The following is a 16834-nucleotide window of genomic DNA, read 5'->3' as shown; positions in this document are numbered from 1 at the left end:
CACGTCCGACTCCCGCCCCGTCAGCGACACCACCGGCGCGCCGGGGCGACGCGCGGCGAGCACGCCGTCGGCCAGGCCGGGGCTGAACACCGCCTCCCCCGCCGCCGTCCGGCGCACCGCACGCACGAGCTCTGCCGCACTCCTGGGACGGACGAGATACCCGGTGGCCCCCGCCCGGACCGCGGCCAACGCCTCCGTCGACGGCTCCCCCTGCCCGGAGACCGCAAGTACGGGGGCCCCGGAGGCCGCGACCACGTCGATCACGTCGACGGACACGGTGTCGAGGTCGACGACCGCGACCTGCGGGTTCGTGTCGGCGACGATCGACGCCGCCTCGTCGGGATCCGCGGTCCGCGCGAGCAGCTCGATGTCCGGGACGGCGAGCGCGGCGGGCGAGCGCGACGCCGCGGTGCAGACCACCACCACCGTGACCACGTCCGCCTCGTCCATGCGCCCCCTCCCGCTGTGATCATCATCCGGCACCGGAGGGATCAGCGCGAGGTCACTCGCCGTCCAGACCCTTCTCGATCGCGTACCGCACGAGCTGGGCACGGTTGTTGAGCTGGAGCTTGCGCAGCGTGTTCTGCACGTGGCTCTCGACCGTCCGGTGGGAGACGACGAGCCGCTCCCCGATCTGCCTGGCTGTCAGCCCCTTGGCGACGAGCCGCAGCACGTCGGTCTCCCGGTCGGTGAGGACGGGGGCCGCCGGCTCGCCCGCCGTCCGCCGGAACTCCCCCAGCACCAGCCCCGCGAGGCCGGGCGTGAACACCGGGTAGCCCTCGGCCGTGCGCAGCACCGCGGCCAGCAGCTCCTCGGCCCCGGCCGACTTCACGAGGTAGCCGGTGGCGCCCGCCTTCACCGCGTCGAGGACGTCGGCGTGCTCGCCGCTCGCCGAGAGCACGAGGATCCGCGTCCCGGGGAGCACCGCGAGGATGCCCTCGATGGCCTCCAGACCGGTGCCGGTGCCGAGGTTGAGGTCCATCAGCACCACCTGCGGACGGGTGGCGGTGGCGATGCGGACGGCTGCCTCGGCGTCCGGGGCCGTGGCCACCACCGTCAGCCCGCGGTCGCCGAGGTCGCGCGCGACGCCCTCCCGCCAGATCGGGTGGTCGTCGACGACCATCACCGTGACAGCCTGATGATCCATTCCGTGCCCCTCTCCGGTCCCGTCTCGCACACGATCTCCCCTCCGAGGTCCCGCACGCGGCCCCGCATCGACCGGGCCACCCCGAGCCTGCCCTCGTCCGCCGCGTCGTCGAGCCGGCCCTCCGGGATACCGGGCCCCTCGTCGCGGACGCTGATCTCGACACCCTCGTCGGTGCACTCGAGCAGCACCCAGACGGGTGCGTGCGGTCCGACGTGCCGTTCCACGTTGGCGAGCGCCGCCCCCACCACGCCGACGAGCTCGTCGACGGCGTGGGCCGGCAGCTCGACGGGATGCGCGGGCGTGGAGACGACGACGCGCGAGGTGGCCGCCACCCGCAGCGCGGCGGCGAGGTCACGGCGGCCCTCGCCGTCGACGGGCGCGGGACCGGTGGTCAGCAGCGTGCGCAGCGCGAACTCCTGCTCCCCCGCCAGCGCACCGAGCTCGCCGGCGTCACCGCCCAGCTCCGCGCCGCGCCTGCGCAGCAGCCCGAGCACCTGCAGCACCCCGTCGTGGACGGCGCGGGCGAGCCGTTCCCGCTCCCTGGCCGCCGCCTCGGCCGCCACGGCCCGCCGCAGCCGTTCCGCGGAACGCCGCAGGACCGTGGAGGCGAAGCCGATGACGATGCCGACCAGCAGGATCAGCTCGATGTCGCCGAGCTCGGTGCGAAAGGTCGCCGAGATCAGCAGCAGCATCCCCGAGATCACGGCGGCGGCGGCGAGGCCACCGCGGACCCCCCAGAACAGCGCGCACGCGAGCACCGCGCCAGGCGTCCAGATGGAGCCCATGACGGGGTCGTCGGCGGCGATCTGGGCGGGGCTCTGCACCAGGAGCGTGGCGGCCATGACGCCGGAGGTGACGGCCAGGTCGGCGATCGCGAACCTGCCGCGCCCGTCACGGGCCCCCGGGAGACCTCCGAAGTAGCCGTAGGTGGTGACGGCCGTCCACCCGGTCATCACCGCGAGCACCACCATCGCGCCGACGGGCGACGCGAACTCGTCGAGCGTGTAGAGCACCACCGCGACCGAGCTCACCAGCGTGAGCACCCGGTAGACGAGCAGGCCACGCCACAGCGGTTCGAGCGGGCGCTCCATGTCGGCCGCCGGGAGGAGGGTCACTCCCCCATCCTGACGGGTACGCCCGCCGCGTGGATCAGTAGGACTACTGCTTGGTGCCGGTGATCAGCGCGTTGTAGAACCAGGCGCGCGGCACCACCCGTGACAGCACGCGCTGGTCGAGCCACGACAGCTTCAACCAGCCGTGGAAGGCGAACATCGCCCAGCGCATCCCGAGCTTCCCGGGCGGGACGGCGGCCTCGAACGTGCGCACCGGCCAGCCGAGCATCGCGGCGGTGAACTCCTCGGTGACGACACGCGCATCGGCGGCGCCCGCGGTGCGCGCGAGGCGTTCCAGCTCGGCGGGGTCGAAGACGTGGATGTCGACGACGGCCTCCAGCGCGGCGGCGCGCGAGGACTCGTCCAGCTCCGCCTGGGGCCGCCGCCAGGACGACAGCGCGGGCAGCTTCGTCAGCCGTGTGGTGGCCTTCCAGGTGAGCCGGCCGAGCGCGCGCGCGTAGCGGTCGCCGATCTTCGTCGGCTCCCCGGCGAACACGAACCGGCCACCCGGCTTGAGCACGCGCAGGATCTCCCGGAACGCCGTGTCGAGGTCGGGGATGTGGTGCAGCACCGCGTGCCCGACGACCACGTCGAACGTGTCGTCGTCGTAGGGGATCTTCTCGGCGTCGGCCACGCGACCGTCGACGTCGAGGCCCAGGTGCTCGGCGTTGCGCAGCGCGGCCTGCACCATGCCAGGTGAGAGGTCGGTCACGGAGCCGCGCTTGGCCAGGCCGGCCTGCATGAGGTTGAGCAGGAAGAACCCGGTACCGCTGCCCAGTTCCAGAGCGCGCTCGTAGGGCCAGTCCCTGTCACCGGCGGCATACCGGAAGCGGTCGGCGGCGTAGGTGATGCAGCGCTCGTCGTAGGAGATGGACCACTTGTCGTCGTAGGAGCCCGCCTCCCAGTCGTGGTAGAGCACGTTCGCCAGCTTGCGGTCGTGGCGGGCGGCCTCGACCTCCTCGGCGGTGGCGTGGGGGCGCGGAGCGGGGTCCGTACTCATGGGTAACAGCATTCCAGAAACTGTCGGTGCTGCGTGTCAGGGTGCGGCCACGACGGTGACCACCGCACGGATCTCGGCCGACGAGTTACCGCGACATCGGGGTCAAGCGTGACCAGTACCTGCGTGCGAGCACGAGGGAGCTCTGGCTGATCGACACCCCGGCCAGCACGGTGCTCGTCCACCGCGCCGGCCAGCCCCTCGACGACGCCCTGGAGCTGGGCCCGGGCGAGCAGCTCACCAGCCCGCTGCTGCCCGGGTTCACCCTCGCGATCGACGAGCTGTTCGCCTGAGCCTCACCGGCCCGTGAACTGCGCCTTCCCCGGCCCGTTCTCCACGAAGCTCTTCATGCCCTCGCGCCCGTCCTCGGTGGCGAACAGGGCCGCGAACATCTCGGCCTCCAGGTCCAGACCGGTGCGCAGGTCGGTGTCGAGGCCGCCGTCGATGGCCTTCTTCGCCGCCGCCAGCGCCAGGGCGGGCCCGTTCACGAACTGCTCGGCCCACGACCGGGCCGCGGCGTAGACGTCGTCGGGGGCCACCACCTGGTCCACCAGCCCGATGGCCAGCGCCTCGTCGGCCTTGATCATGCGGCCGGTGAAGATGATGTCCTTCGCCTTCGGGGCGCCCACGAGCCGCGCCAGCCGCTGCGTGCCGCCGCCGCCCGGGATGATCCCGAGCAGGATCTCGGGCTGGCCCATCTTCGCGTTGTCGCCGCAGATCCGCCGGTCACAGCCCAGGGCGACCTCCATGCCGCCGCCCAGCGCGTAGCCGGTGATCGCGGCCACCGTGGGCTTGGGGATCTCCGACATCGCGCCGAAGCACGCCGAGAGCCGACGGGCCCGCACGGACATCTCCGCGTAGGACATCGACGCCATCTCCTTGACGTCGGCGCCGGCGGCGAACACCTTCTCCCCGCCGTAGACGATCACGGCGCGGACATCGGCGCGGCGGGCGGCCTCCTCGGCGCAGGCCTTCAGCTCCTCCTGCACCTGGGCGCTGAACGCGTTCATCGGGGGCCGGTCCAGCCGGATCGTGCCCACGCCGCCGTCGACCTCGAGCTTCACGAATTCGGTCACGCCCGCACCCTAACGTTCCGGCGCGACACCCTGCGGGGTCAGGAAAGCCACTTTGCTGTCGCCACGTGACCGGAAAGTGGCTTTCCCGAACCCGGGTCAGCGGAGGTAGGCGCTGAAGCGGCCGCGGCGGCGCTGCACCGCCAGCGGCACGCGGAACGTCGCCGTCAGGTTCTCGTCGGTGAGCACGTCGTCCAGCAGTCCCGACGCGACGACACCACCGTCGCGCAGCAGCAGACCATGGGTGTAACCGGGCGGGATCTCCTCGACGTGGTGGGTGACCAGCACCGACGCCGGCGCGGCCGGATCCATCGCGAGCCGGGCCAGCCGTCCGACGAGGTCCTCGCGCCCGCCGAGGTCGAGACCCGCGGTCGGCTCGTCGAGCAGGAGCAGCTCGGGGTCGGTCATCAGCGCGCGGGCGATCAGGGTGCGCTTGCGCTCGCCCTCCGACAGCGTGCCGTAGGTGCGGTCGGCGAGCCCGCGGACACCCATGGCGTCGAGCAGCGCCTCGGCCCGGTCGGTGTCGGCGTTCTCGTAGCGTTCCCGCCAGCGGCCCAGCACCCCGTACCCCGCGCTGACGACGACGTCGCTGACCGTCTCGTCGCCCGGGATGCGCAGGCCCAGCGCCGCCGACGTCAGCCCGATGCGGGTGCGCAGCTCGAACACGTTCACGCGGCCGAGCTTCTCGCCCAGGACGTGGACGGACCCGGTGGTCGGGTGCAGCTCGGCCGACGCGAGGCGCAGCAGCGTGGTCTTGCCGGCACCGTTGGGACCCAGCACGACCCAGCGTTCGTCGAGCTCCACCGCCCAGTCGACGTCGTGCAGCAGCGTGGAGTCACCGCGGCGGACGGACACGCCGTCCATCCGGATGACGAGGTCGGTGAGATCGGGTCCGGGGGTGGACAACGACTCACGGGGTGATCCAGGAGCAGCCACGGTCCTATCCTCGCCGACCGACCCCGCGACCCGCCGGGTGCCCGGCCCTAGACTCGGGAGTCGTGCCGGTCTTCCCGTTGGGTGCCCATGTCGACATCGACGGGACGCGGTTCGCCGTGGCCTCGACGAGCGCCGACGCCGTCGAGGTCTGCCTGGTGGACGGGGTCGGCAGCGAGCTCACCGAGAAGCGCGTCGAGCTCACCGAGCGGACGTTCGGCGTCTGGCACGGCCACGTGTCGGGCGTGCGCCCCGGTCAGCGCTACGGCTACCGCGTGCACGGCCCCTACCGGCCGTGGGACGGGTTGCGCGCCAACCCGGCGAAGATCCTCGTGGACCCCTACGCCCGACGCATCACCGGCACCGTCACCGATCTGCAGGCCGCCCGCGGCTGGGTGAACGACCCGATGACGGGCACCGAGAACACCATCGACTCCCTCGGCCACGTACCGCTGTCGGTGGTCACCGCGGCGGACGTGCCCGCGCCGGGCGACCGGCCCGACGTCCCGTGGTCGGAGACGGTGATCAGCGAGCTGCACGTGCGCGGCTACACGAAGTGCCACCCCGAGGTGCCGCCGGAGCACCGCGGCACCTACCTCGGCATGACCCACCCCGCGGTGCTCGAGCACCTGCGCCGCACCGGGGTCACGGCCGTCGAGCTGCTGCCCGTCACGTCCATCGCGGAGGAGCCGCCGCTGCTCGCCCGGCGCCTGCCCAACTACTGGGGTTACGCCACGCTGGGCTTCCTCGCCCCGCACGCGGGCTACGCGAGCGTGCCGGGCGCGGAGGTCGAGGAGTTCCGCGCGATGGTGGCGGCACTGCACTCGGTGGGCATCGAGGTGATCCTCGACGTCGTGCCGAACCACACGGCCGAAGGTGGCGTCGGCGGCACCACGCTGTCCTACCGCGGCCTCGACGCGCCCGCCTACTACTCGCTGGGCGGCAACGGCCACGACGCCGACATCACCGGCACGGGCAACACGCTCGACTCCGGCTCCCCCACCGTCATCCGGCTGGTGTGCGACGCGTTGCGGCACTGGGTCACCACCTTCGGCGTCGACGGGTTCCGCATCGACCTGGCCAGCGTCCTGGGCCGGCCGCGCTCCGGCGCGTTCGACCAGAACGCGCCGCTGCTGACGTCCATCGCGATCGACCCGGTCCTCTCGCGCTGCAAGCTCATCGCCGAGCCCTGGGACGCCACCGGCGAGGGCTACCGCGTCGGCGGGTTCGGGGTCGCGTGGTCGGAGTGGAACGGCCGCTACCGCGACGCCGTGCGCGACTTCTGGCGCGGCCACGGCGGCATCGGCGAGGTCGCGTCCCGCCTGACCGGCAGCTCGGACCTCTACAAGATCAACGGACGCCGGCCGTGGGCGTCGGTCAACTTCGTCACCGCCCACGACGGGTTCACCCTGCGCGACCTGGTGTCCTACAACCACAAGCACAACGAGGGCAACGGGGAGCAGAACCGCGACGGTACCGACGACAACCGCTCCCAGAACTTCGGGGTCGAGGGCGAGACGACGTCGCCGGTGATCGCGTCGCGGCGGCTCGCGGCGGCCCGGGCCATGCTCGGCACCCTGCTGCTCTCGACCGGCACGCCCATGGTCCTGGCCGGTGACGAGCGCTGGCGCACCCAGAACGGCAACAACAACGCCTACTGCCGGGACGACGAGACGTCGTGGACCGACTGGTCACCCGGCGCGGACTCCGACTCGATGACGGCGTTCACCGCTCGCGTCGCCGCCCTGCGCCACAGCTCCCCCGCGCTGCAGCGCGACACGTTCTACCGCGACGGCGAGGTCCTGTGGTGGCACCCGGCCGGGCGCCGCATCGGCGGCCACGACTGGCACGACGGCGACCTGCACACCCTCGGCCTCATGCGCGAGGGGTGGCTGCTGCTGATGCACGCGGGCGGCGACGCGCTCGCGGCGACCCTGCCCCCCGCGGGCCCGTTCGTCGTGGAGCTGGACAGCACCCGGCCCGACGGCACCCCCGCGACGACCCGCGCCCTCCCCGGCGCCACGACGATCACCCTCCCCCCGAGGAGCCTGCTCCTGCTCCGCCACACCCCCTGACCCCGCGAGTCGGCGGTTTCCCGTGCGCGAGTCGGCGGTTTCCCGTGCGCGAGTCGGCGGTTTCCCGTGCGCGAGTCGGCAGGTTCCCGTGCGCGAGTCGGCACTTCCGAGAACGCGAGCCGCACCCACTCCGTCCGGCCCGCTCACCGGGACGGACGGGCCGTCCGCGTGAAAGTGCCGACTCGGCCCCCCGAAACCGCCGACTCGCGCGCTCGGAACCGCCGACTCGCGGGCATTCACACCCCGACCCTCGGGGGTTAGGGTGCCGGCATGCCTCGTTACGACTTCCGGTGCCGCCAGTGCGGGGAGACCTTCGAGGTCACGCGCCCCATGAGCGAGTCCGGCGCCCCGGCCGACTGTCCGGCCGGGCACGACGACACCGTCAGGCTGCTCACCACCGTGGCCGTGGGCGGCCGCAGTCCCGCGCCCGCCGGTGGCGGTGGCGGTGGGTGCTGCGGGGGCGGCTGCTGCGGCGGCTGATTCCCCCGAAAGTGACGTTTCCGCCGCTGACCGTGGGCGATGATCGGCCGTTCGGGCATGCGCCCTATCCTCCGTGGCGCCGGAACGGCCGCGTCTGAACGAGGCGGGGTGAGGGTCCGGCGGAACGAGGGGATCCAACATGAGCGACACCGTTCAGTCGCCCGGCAGCCTGTCCGGCGACCAGCGCATCGACTCGCCCGACGGCCAGTACCACTTCGGTGTGCTGCCCGACGGCAACCTCGCGGTCGGTGGCCCGAACGGGGCCGAGTGGGACGCCGACATCCACGACGCCCCGGGAGCCCGCCTCGACGTCCAGGCCGACGGCAACCTGGTTCTCTACAAGGCCGACGGTGGCGTCCGCTGGGCGTCCAACACGTCGGGTGTGAACGCCAAGCTCGTCATGCAGGACGACCGCAACATCGTCCTCTACAACGGTGACGGCGCTGTGCTCTGGTCGCCGAACAGCTACAACAAGTGATCTGAGGGCCCGGGGCGGCGGCGAGACCGCCGCCCCGGGCCACCTCACCCCGCGAGCACGACCTTCCCCAGCTCCGCCGCCGACGCCAGCAGCGGGTGGTGCGGCAGCACGCGCACGGTGTAGCCGGTGAGCCCCGCGTACGGCAGCGGGACGACGGCCTCGAACCGCTCCCCTCCGCCCTCGGCCGGTTCGACGTACTGCATCGCCACCGTGCGGGAGCCGTGCAGCTCCTCGTCCTCGTCGACCTGGCCCACCACGGCCTGCACGACGACGTCCGACGGGTCGAGCCCGGAGAGCTGGACGAGCGCCCGCACCGTCATCGGCGCACCGACCACCGGGGTGTCGGGCAGCCCCGACGCGTCGACGCCGAGCACCTCGACCTTCGGCCACGCCGCCCCGAGGCGGGCCCGGTAGGCCGCCACCTCCTTGGCCCCGGCGTACCCGTCCGCCACCACCGCGGCCGCTGCCCGCGCCGCCGGCGCGTAGAGCCCCTCGGCGTACTCGCGCACCATCCGCGTGGCCTGGATCTGCGGACGCAGCGTGGTGAGCGTGTGGCGCACCAGCTCCACCCAGCGCGTGGGCACGTCCTGGGCGTCACGTTCGTAGAACGCCGGCCCCACCTGCGTGGCCAGCAGCTCGTAGAGCGCGTTGGCCTCCAGGTCGTCGCGGCGCGTCGGGTCCTCGATGCCGTCGGCCGTGGGGATGGCCCAGCCGTTGGAGCCGTCGTAGAACTCGTCCCACCAGCCGTCGCGGATCGAGAGGTTGAGCCCGCCGTTGAGCGCCGACTTCATGCCCGACGTGCCGCACGCCTCCAGCGGGCGCAGCGGGTTGTTGAGCCACACGTCGCAGCCCCAGTACAGGTAGCGGGCCATCGACATGTCGTAGTCGGGCAGGAAGACGATCCGGTGGCGCACGGCCGGGTCGTCGGCGAACTGCACGATCTCCTGGATCAGCGCCTTGCCGCCGTCGTCGGCGGGGTGGCTCTTGCCCGCGACGACGAGCTGGACGGGCCGGTGCGGGTCGAGCAGCAGGTCGCGCAGCCGGTCCTTGTCGCGCAGCATCAGCGTGAGCCGCTTGTAGGTGGGCACGCGCCGCGCGAAGCCGACGGTCAGCACGTTCGGGTCGAACACGTGCTCGGTCCAGCTCAGCTCGGGCAGCGACGCCCCGCGCTGCAGCCACGCCTCGCGGACCCGGCGGCGCACCTCGGTGACCAGCCGCGCCCGCAGCGCGCCGCGGAGGTGCCAGAGCTCCTCGTCGCCGACGGACGCGGCGAAGTGGCCGGGCTCGCCGATCAGCTCGGTGACCTCACGGGCCTCCCACGTGGAGCCGTGCACGCCGTTGGTGACCGAGCCGATCGGCACCTCGTCGGCGTCGAAGCCCTCCCACAGCGAGCCGAACATGCCGCGCGAGACGGCGCCGTGCAGCTGCGAGACGCCGTTGGCGCGCTGGGCCAGCCGCAGCCCCATGTGGGCCATGTTGAACATCGTCGGGTTGTTCTCGGCGCCCAGCGCGAGGACCCGGTCGGTCGGCACGCCGGGCAGCAGGTGCTCCCCGAAGTAGTGCTTCACCATGTCGACGGGGAACCGGTCGATGCCCGCGGGGACGGGGGTGTGCGTGGTGAACACCGTGCCCGCGCGGACGGTGGCCACGGCCTCGTCGAACGACAGGCCCGGGGTGTGGGCGAGCTCGCGGATGCGCTCCAGCCCGAGGTAGCCGGCGTGGCCCTCGTTGGTGTGGAACACCTCCGGCTCGGGGTGTCCGGTGACCCGGCAGAACGCGCGGACCGCCCGCACGCCGCCGATGCCGACCAGGATCTCCTGCCGGATGCGCTGGTCCTGGTCGCCGCCGTAGAGGCGGTCGGTGACGCCGCGCAGGTCGGGCTCGTTCTCCTCGATGTCGGAGTCGAGCAGCAGCAGCGGCACCCGGCCGACCGCGGCCTGCCAGACGCGCACCTTCAGGACCCGGTCACCCGGCATCGCGATCTCGACGAGCACGGGCTCGCCGTCGGCGCCCGGGGCAGCGCCGGCGGAGCCGGAATCCGGCCGGGTCAGCAACTGCAGCGGCAGGCCCTGGGGGTCGAGCGCGGGGTAGTGCTCGAGCTGCCAGCCGTCGAGCGACAGCGACTGGCGGAAGTACCCCGAGCGGTAGAGCAACCCGACGCCGATGAGCGGCACGCCCAGGTCGGACGCGGACTTGAGGTGGTCACCCGCCAGCACCCCGAGGCCGCCCGAGTAGTTGGGCAGCACCTCCGAGACACCGAACTCCATCGAGAAGTAGCCGACGGCGGCGGGCAGCGTCGGGTCGTCCTCGCGTTCGGACTGGTACCAGCGCGGCCGGCTCAGGTACGACTCGAGGTCGTCGGCCAGCTCCCGGACGGTCACGACCGTCTCGGCGTCGGCGGCCAGCTCCTCGAAGCGCCCGGTGGAGATCTCGCCCAGGAGACGCACCGGGTCCTGCCCCGCGCGTTCCCACGCGTCGGGGTCGAGCGTGGCGAACATGTCGTGCGTCGGCGCGTGCCAGCTCCAACGCAGGTTGGTGGCCAAAGTCTGCAGCGGCGCCAGCGCGGGCGGGAGCTGGGCCCGGACGGTGAATCGGCGAAGAGCTCTCACGCGGGGTGAGCGTAGAGGAATCGATGGCGTGATCGGTCAAGAAGTCGCCCACCAGCACTGGACGAGCGCGCCCGGCCGTAGGACCCTGGTCTGCGAACGCCGGGGTCGCAGCGTTGGTGACGATCCGGTGAACGCAACGCGGCGCACCGCGCCCCGTTCCGAACGTGGACACATCGGGTAGGTAGGTTTGTGACTCAAGCGGCGGATGTTTCTCCAGGGGGTGAGCCGATGACCGGTCGGCTGGGTATCGACGACGTCACTCCCTCGGTCGGAGGCAGCCGCCATCCGGGCAAGGCGGTCGTCGGCGAGATCGTGCCGATCGGGGCCACCGTGTGGCGCGAGGGCCACGACGCCGTCGCCGCCAACGTGGTGTGGCGCCGGGTCGGTGGCCGCAGCCCCGCCCAGCACGTGCGCATGGAGCCCGCCGGCGTCGGCACCGACCGCTTCGAGGCCACCGTCGTCGCCGACGAGCCGGGCCTGTGGACGTTCCGCGTCGACGCCTGGAGCGACCCGTGGGCCACCTGGGTCAACGCGGTCACCAAGAAGCTCGACGCCGGCCAGTCCGCCGAGGAGCTCGCCAACGACCTCGAGACCGGCGCCCGGCTGCTGCAGCGCGTGGGCCGCCGCCCCGCCGAGCGCCCCCACCGCGACCTGCTCTTCGGCGCCGCCAACGCCCTGCGCGACACCGCGATGCCGCTGCGCGCCCGCGTGGCCCCGGCCCTGTTCCCGGCCGTCCAGACGATCATGACCGAGCGCCCGGTGCGCGAGCTGATCACCCGCGGCCGCTCCCAGCAGATGTACGTCGACCGCGAGCGCGCCCTGTACGGCTCCTGGTACGAGATCTTCCCGCGCTCCACCGGGGGCCGCGACGAGACCGGCCGCGCCGTGCACGGCTCGTTCGTCACCGCGGCCAAGGAGCTCGACCGCATCTCGTCGATGGGCTTCGACGTGGTCTACCTGCCGCCGATCCACCCGGTCGGCACGGTGCACCGCAAGGGCCGCAACAACTCCGTCAACGCCGGCCCCGGCGACGTCGGTTCCCCCTGGGCCATCGGCTCGGCGGCGGGCGGCCACGACGCCATCGACCCCGAGCTCGGCACGCTGGAGGACTTCGACTCCTTCGTGCAGCGCACGCAGGATCTGGGCATGGAGGTCGCCCTGGACTTCGCGCTCCAGTGCGCGCCCGACCACCCGTGGGTGGCCGAGCACCCGGAGTGGTTCACCGTCCGCCCCGACGGCACCATCGCCTACGCGGAGAACCCGCCGAAGAAGTACCAGGACATCTACCCGATCAACTTCGACAACGACCCGGCCGGCATCTACGCCGAGTCGCTGCGCGTGGTGATGCACTGGGTGGAGCACGGCGTCAAGATCTTCCGGGTCGACAACCCGCACACCAAGCCGCCGAACTTCTGGCACTGGCTGATCTGGCAGGTCAAGGCGCGCAACCCCGAGGTGCTGTTCCTCGCGGAGGCCTTCACCCGCCCCGCGCGGCTGTTCGGGCTGGCCCGGCTGGGCTTCACCCAGAGCTACAGCTACTTCACCTGGCGGGAGACGAAGGAGGAGCTCACCGAGTTCATCCAGATGCACGCCGAGCGCGCCGACGAGTGCCGCCCGAACCTCTTCGTCAACACCCCGGACATCCTCCCGCAGCACCTGCAGACCGGCGGGCCCGGCATGTTCGCCATCCGCGCCGCGCTGGCGTCCACGATGGGCTCCACCTGGGGCGTCTACGCGGGCTTCGAGCTCTACGAGTGGGAGCCGGTCAAGCCGGGCAGCGAGGAGTACCTCAACTCCGAGAAGTACGAGCTGCGGCCACGTGATTTCGCAGCCGCGGCCGCAACCGGCAACTCGCTGGAGGCCTGGATCACGCAGCTCAACGACATCCGCCGCCGGCACCCCGCCCTGCAGCAGCTGCGCGACATCTCGTTCCACCACGTCGACAACGACTCGATCATCGCCTACTCCAAGCACGACGCCACCACCGGCGACACCGTGCTGGTGGTCTGCACGCTCGACTCCTACGACGCGCAGGCGGGCACCACCGCGCTGGACATGCCGGCGCTGGGGCTCGACTGGAACGACCGCGTCAGCGTGTACGACGAGGTCAGCGGCGAGACGTGGGAGTGGGGCCAGTTCAACTTCGTGCGGCTGGAGCCGTGGAACCACGTAGCCCACATCCTGCGGGTCCAGAAGTAGGCCCGTACCAGGCGGGCCCGTCCCGCCTCGTCCTCCTGTAACCCAGCCACGCAGGACGCGGAGCTGGACCTGTGCTTGAGCGGCGCCGAGCTCACCCGGAGCGGCACCCCGTCGGCGAGCCCGTCACGGTCACGCTGCCGGACGCCGTCGACGCCTTCGCCCGCACGTTCGGGTGCGCTCGTCCCGCGCCGGGCCGGCCGTCGTGCTGCAGGGCTACCGGCTGCACGAGCTGCACGGCGTCGCCCGGCACGTCGTCTTCCGAGTGCGGGGCGGCGGCGCGGATCTGAGACCGTCGAAACGCGGCCGTGGCGGTTACCCTCCTGACGGGTCCCGCCACGTCGTGCGTACAGCCACCGCACCATGTACGACTGGACCCGTGCCTCCACCGCCCATCGCCCCCGTCCGGTAGGAACGCGATACCTCCATGTCGATCGACACCCCAGCAGACGAGACCCTGACCGAGAGCAGCTCCGACGACTACGGCCAGGCCCGCACGCTCGACGTCGACCACGACTGGTTCAAGCGGGCGGTGTTCTACGAGGTGCTGGTCCGCGCGTTCAGCGACTCCAACCGCGACGGCACGGGCGACCTGAAGGGCCTCACCGCCAAGCTGGACTACATCCAGTGGCTCGGCGTCGACTGCCTCTGGCTCCCGCCCTTCTACGACTCGCCCCTGCGCGACGGCGGCTACGACATCCGCGACTTCCGCACGGTGCTGCCGGAGTTCGGCACCGTCGACGACTTCGTCACGCTGCTCGACGAGGCGCACAAGCGTGGCATCCGCGTCATCACCGACCTGGTCATGAACCACACGAGCGACACGCACCCGTGGTTCGAGGAGTCGCGCCGCAACCCCGACGGGCCCTACGGCGACTTCTACATGTGGGAGGACGACGACTCCCGCTACCCGGACGCGCGGATCATCTTCGTCGACACCGAGCAGTCGAACTGGACCTACGACCGGGTCCGCGGGCAGTTCTTCTTCCACCGGTTCTTCTCCCACCAGCCCGACCTCAACTACGACAACGAGGCCGTGCAGGAGGCCATGCTCGACGTCCTGCGCTTCTGGCTGGACATCGGCATCGACGGCTTCCGGCTCGACGCCGTTCCCTACCTGTTCGCCCGGGACGGCACGAACTGCGAGAACCTGCCCGAGACCCACCAGTTCCTCAAGCGGGCCCGCAAGGTCATGGAGGACGAGTACCCGGGCCGGGTGATGCTCGCCGAGGCCAACCAGTGGCCCGCGGACGTCGTCGAGTACTTCGGGGATCCGGAGGTCGGCGGCGACGAGTGCCAGATGGCCTTCCACTTCCCTCTCATGCCGCGCATCTTCATGGCCGTGCGCCGGGAGAACAGGTTCCCGATCTCGGAGATCCTGGCCCAGACGCCGCCCATCCCGTCGGGCGCGCAGTGGGGCATCTTCCTGCGCAACCACGACGAGCTGACGCTCGAGATGGTCACCGACGAAGAGCGCGACTACATGTACTCCGAGTACGCCAAGGACCCGCGGATGAAGGCCAACATCGGCATCCGCCGACGCCTGGCCCCCCTGCTGGAGAACGACCGCAACCAGCTGGAGCTGTTCACGGCCCTGCTCATGTCGCTGCCCGGTTCGCCCGTTCTGTACTACGGTGACGAGATCGGCATGGGCGACAACATCTGGCAGGGCGACCGCGACGCGGTGCGCAGCCCCATGCAGTGGACGCCCGACCGCAACGCCGGCTTCTCCGCCTGCGACCCGGGGCGGCTCTACCTGCCGATCATCATGGACCCGGTCTACGGCTACCAGGCGGTCAACGTCGAGGCGCAGTCGCACTCGTCCACCTCGCTGCTGCACTGGACCCGTCACATGATCGAGGCCCGCAAGCGGCACCACGCCTTCGGCCTCGGCGAGTACCACGAGCTCGGCGGCACCAACCCGTCCGTGCTGGCCTACGTGCGCAGCCACGGCGACGACGTCGTGCTGTGCGTCAACAACATGTCGCGCTTCCCCCAGCCCGTGGAGCTCGACCTGTCCGCGTGGCAGGGCCGTTCGCCCCACGAGCTGACCGGCGGCGTGGCGTTCCCGAAGATCGGTGAGCTCCCCTACCTGCTGACGTTGCCGGGGCACGGGTTCTACTGGTTCTCGATCAACCCGGCGGAGGATACGGCGTGACCCTGGCTGAGGAGCTTCCCCAACTCCTGTCCGAGTGGCTGCCCCAGCAGCGCTGGTTCGCGGCGAAGGGACGGCCCGTGCGGTCGCTCACCGTCGCGGAGAGCACGCCCCTGCTCACCGACGGCGACCCGCTCCTCGACCACGTGCTGCTCGCCGTGACGTTCGACGACTCCGCTGATGGTGATGGCGACGTCCACCACTACCAGCTGCTCGTGGCCCGCAGCGGCACCGCGCGGGGCGACCTGGAGCACGCGACGTTCGGCGCGATCGACGGCCTCGCCGTCTACGACGCGCTGTGGGACACCCGCGTCACCGAGTGGCTGCTGGAGGCGATCCGATCCGGCGCCACGGTCGGAGGCCTGCGCTTCGTGCCCGAGCCGGGAGCGGAGATCGCCGAGCCGGGCACCCCCGGGCGGGTGCTGGGCGTCGAGCAGTCCAACACGTCGGTGTCGTGGGGCGACCGCTCCATCCTCAAGCTCTTCCGGCGCGTGCTGCCCGGCGTCAACCCCGACCTGGAGCTGCACCGCGCCCTGCGGTCGGTGAACAGCAACGAGGTGGCCGCGCTGCAGGGCGCCGTCGAGGGTTCGGTGGACGGCCAGCCCGCCACGTTCGCGATGCTGCAGGACTTCGCGGCCAACTCCGCCGACGGCTGGTCCATGGCGCTGGCCAGCGTCCGCGACCTGCTGGCCGAGGGCGACCTGCGCGCCGACGAGGTCGGCGGCGACTTCGCGGGCGAGGCCTCGCGGCTGGGCGAGACCGTCGCCGTGGTGCACGACGAGCTGCGCCGGGCCCTGGGCAGCAGCGAGCGCGACCCGGCCGAGCTCGCGGCCGCGTGGCACGCCCGGCTCACCGTCGTCGCCAACGAGGTCCCGGTGCTGGTCCCGCACCTGCCCGCCATCCGTTCGGTGTTCGACGCCGTGGCGAAGCTGTCGACGCCCGTCGTCACCCAGCGCGTGCACGGTGACCTGCACCTGGGCCAGACCCTGCGCACGCCGTACGGCTGGCTGGTGATCGACTTCGAGGGCGAGCCGGCCACCGCGTTGGCCGACCGCGTGCACCCCGACTCCGCCCTACGCGACGTCGCGGGCATGCTCCGCTCGTTCGACTACGCCGCGTTCCACCAGCTGTCGCAGTGGGAGCCCTCGGGCGAGTGGGCCGATCCCGACCACGACTCGCAGATGGCCTGGCGGGCCAATGAGTGGGCCGAGCGCAACCGGTCGGCCTTCTGCGACGGCTACGCCATCCGCGCCGGCGCCGACCCCCGCGAGCAGGCGCTGCTGCTGAGCGCGTTCGAGCTGGACAAGGCCGTCTACGAGCTGCTGTACGAGACCCGCAGCCGCCCCACCTGGGCGCCCATCCCCCTGGCCTCGATCCGTCGGCTGACGGCGACGGACTCGGACAGCACGGTCGGCTGACCGCGGTCGGGCGTCGTTCAGGCGTCGGCGATCGCCCGGGCGCCGCCGCGGTGGGGTGCCCGATCGCGAGCTGCAGGCCCGTGACGCCTCCGGCCGTGCCGTCGACGACGTCGACCGGTCCACCCCGTTACCTTCTTGATCAGGCCCGGTGAGGGCTTGCA

The 16834-nt window shown here is 72.0% G+C and carries 13 protein-coding genes and 1 pseudogene; 7 read left to right on the top strand and 7 right to left on the bottom strand.

Features of this window, described 5'->3' with window-relative positions:
- From BGP03_RS16845 to BGP03_RS16830, 4 genes are all read right to left on the bottom strand, one after another.
- The coding region (locus BGP03_RS16845; RefSeq protein WP_299736695.1) for a DNA-binding response regulator at positions 1–450 on the bottom strand (450 nt) is incomplete at its 3' end.
- A 52-nt stretch (positions 451–502) separates the two neighbouring features.
- Positions 503–1147, bottom strand: a complete 645-nt coding sequence (locus BGP03_RS16840) for a response regulator transcription factor (RefSeq protein ID WP_296367913.1) — start codon at positions 1145–1147, stop codon at positions 503–505.
- Positions 1123–2262 carry a DUF5931 domain-containing protein gene (locus BGP03_RS16835; RefSeq protein ID WP_296367912.1) on the bottom strand — a complete coding sequence of 380 codons (1140 nt, stop codon included), beginning with the start codon at positions 2260–2262 and terminating at the stop codon, positions 1123–1125. Before BGP03_RS16835 ends, BGP03_RS16840 begins: the two co-directional genes overlap by 25 nt.
- Before the next feature lie 43 nt (positions 2263–2305).
- Positions 2306–3259 carry a class I SAM-dependent methyltransferase gene (locus tag BGP03_RS16830; RefSeq protein WP_298800657.1) on the bottom strand — a complete coding sequence of 318 codons (954 nt, stop codon included), beginning with the start codon at positions 3257–3259 and terminating at the stop codon, positions 2306–2308.
- 92 nt (positions 3260–3351) lie between these two features.
- Between BGP03_RS16830 and BGP03_RS16825 the strand changes: the two are divergent.
- Positions 3352–3549, top strand: a pseudogene (locus BGP03_RS16825) (Uma2 family endonuclease); the annotation flags it as partial.
- Between the two features lie 3 nt (positions 3550–3552).
- Here BGP03_RS16825 and BGP03_RS16820 read toward each other — a convergent pair.
- Both BGP03_RS16820 and BGP03_RS16815 read right to left on the bottom strand, forming a co-directional pair.
- Complete coding sequence (locus tag BGP03_RS16820) at positions 3553–4332, bottom strand: enoyl-CoA hydratase/isomerase family protein (protein WP_296367908.1); 780 nt, start codon at positions 4330–4332, stop codon at positions 3553–3555.
- Between the two features lie 96 nt (positions 4333–4428).
- Positions 4429–5193: an ABC transporter ATP-binding protein gene (locus BGP03_RS16815; protein ID WP_296367988.1), complete on the bottom strand. Its 765-nt coding sequence runs from the start codon at positions 5191–5193 to the stop codon at positions 4429–4431.
- 134 nt (positions 5194–5327) lie between these two features.
- Between BGP03_RS16815 and glgX the strand changes: the two genes are divergently transcribed.
- The 3 genes from glgX to BGP03_RS16800 all read left to right on the top strand — a co-directional run bounded on the left by glgX (position 5328) and on the right by BGP03_RS16800 (position 8295).
- The gene (glgX, locus tag BGP03_RS16810) at positions 5328–7337 is read left to right on the top strand and encodes a glycogen debranching protein GlgX (RefSeq protein ID WP_296367906.1); all 2010 of its coding nucleotides are present in this window, start codon (positions 5328–5330) and stop codon (positions 7335–7337) included.
- 270 nt (positions 7338–7607) lie between these two features.
- A complete protein-coding gene (locus BGP03_RS16805; protein ID WP_296367904.1) occupies positions 7608–7817 on the top strand; it encodes a zinc ribbon domain-containing protein in 210 nt (69 codons plus the stop codon).
- Positions 7818–7956: 139 nt separating this feature from the next.
- Positions 7957–8295 carry a hypothetical protein gene (locus tag BGP03_RS16800; RefSeq protein WP_298800656.1) on the top strand — a complete coding sequence of 113 codons (339 nt, stop codon included), beginning with the start codon at positions 7957–7959 and terminating at the stop codon, positions 8293–8295.
- 44 nt (positions 8296–8339) lie between these two features.
- On the opposite strand, the gene glgP is transcribed toward BGP03_RS16800, so the two are convergent.
- Entirely contained in the window at positions 8340–10904 is a 2565-nt protein-coding gene (glgP, locus tag BGP03_RS16795) for an alpha-glucan family phosphorylase (protein ID WP_296367902.1), read from the bottom strand.
- Positions 10905–11132: 228 nt separating this feature from the next.
- On the opposite strand from glgP, the gene BGP03_RS16790 reads away from it, so the two are divergent.
- From BGP03_RS16790 to BGP03_RS16780, 3 genes are all read left to right on the top strand, one after another.
- Positions 11133–13103 carry an alpha-1,4-glucan--maltose-1-phosphate maltosyltransferase gene (locus BGP03_RS16790; RefSeq protein WP_298800655.1) on the top strand — a complete coding sequence of 657 codons (1971 nt, stop codon included), beginning with the start codon at positions 11133–11135 and terminating at the stop codon, positions 13101–13103.
- 424 nt (positions 13104–13527) lie between these two features.
- Complete coding sequence (treS, locus tag BGP03_RS16785; RefSeq protein ID WP_296367899.1) at positions 13528–15258, top strand: maltose alpha-D-glucosyltransferase; 1731 nt, start codon at positions 13528–13530, stop codon at positions 15256–15258.
- On the top strand, positions 15255–16673 hold the full coding sequence (locus BGP03_RS16780; protein WP_298800654.1) for an aminoglycoside phosphotransferase: 1419 nt from the start codon (positions 15255–15257) through the stop codon (positions 16671–16673). Before treS ends, BGP03_RS16780 begins: the two co-directional genes overlap by 4 nt.
- Positions 16674–16834 lie beyond the last annotated feature (161 nt).

Origin of the sequence: Pseudonocardia sp. 73-21, assembly GCF_001899645.1 — a bacterium.
Classification (GTDB): domain Bacteria; phylum Actinomycetota; class Actinomycetes; order Mycobacteriales; family Pseudonocardiaceae; genus Pseudonocardia.
Note: the sequence above shows the minus strand (reverse complement) of the source record. Positions and strands in the feature narration are given on the sequence as shown.

Coding starts and splice junctions, on each gene's coding strand:
- BGP03_RS16840 (WP_296367913.1), bottom strand. CDS start 1,147: ATGGATCATCAGGCTGTCACGGTGATGGTCGTCGACGACCACCCGATC.
- BGP03_RS16830 (WP_298800657.1), bottom strand. CDS start 3,259: ATGAGTACGGACCCCGCTCCGCGCCCCCACGCCACCGCCGAGGAGGTC.
- BGP03_RS16805 (WP_296367904.1), top strand. CDS start 7,608: ATGCCTCGTTACGACTTCCGGTGCCGCCAGTGCGGGGAGACCTTCGAG.
- BGP03_RS16800 (WP_298800656.1), top strand. CDS start 7,957: ATGAGCGACACCGTTCAGTCGCCCGGCAGCCTGTCCGGCGACCAGCGC.
- BGP03_RS16815 (WP_296367988.1), bottom strand. CDS start 5,193: ATGGACGGCGTGTCCGTCCGCCGCGGTGACTCCACGCTGCTGCACGAC.
- BGP03_RS16790 (WP_298800655.1), top strand. CDS start 11,133: ATGACCGGTCGGCTGGGTATCGACGACGTCACTCCCTCGGTCGGAGGC.
- treS (WP_296367899.1), top strand. CDS start 13,528: ATGTCGATCGACACCCCAGCAGACGAGACCCTGACCGAGAGCAGCTCC.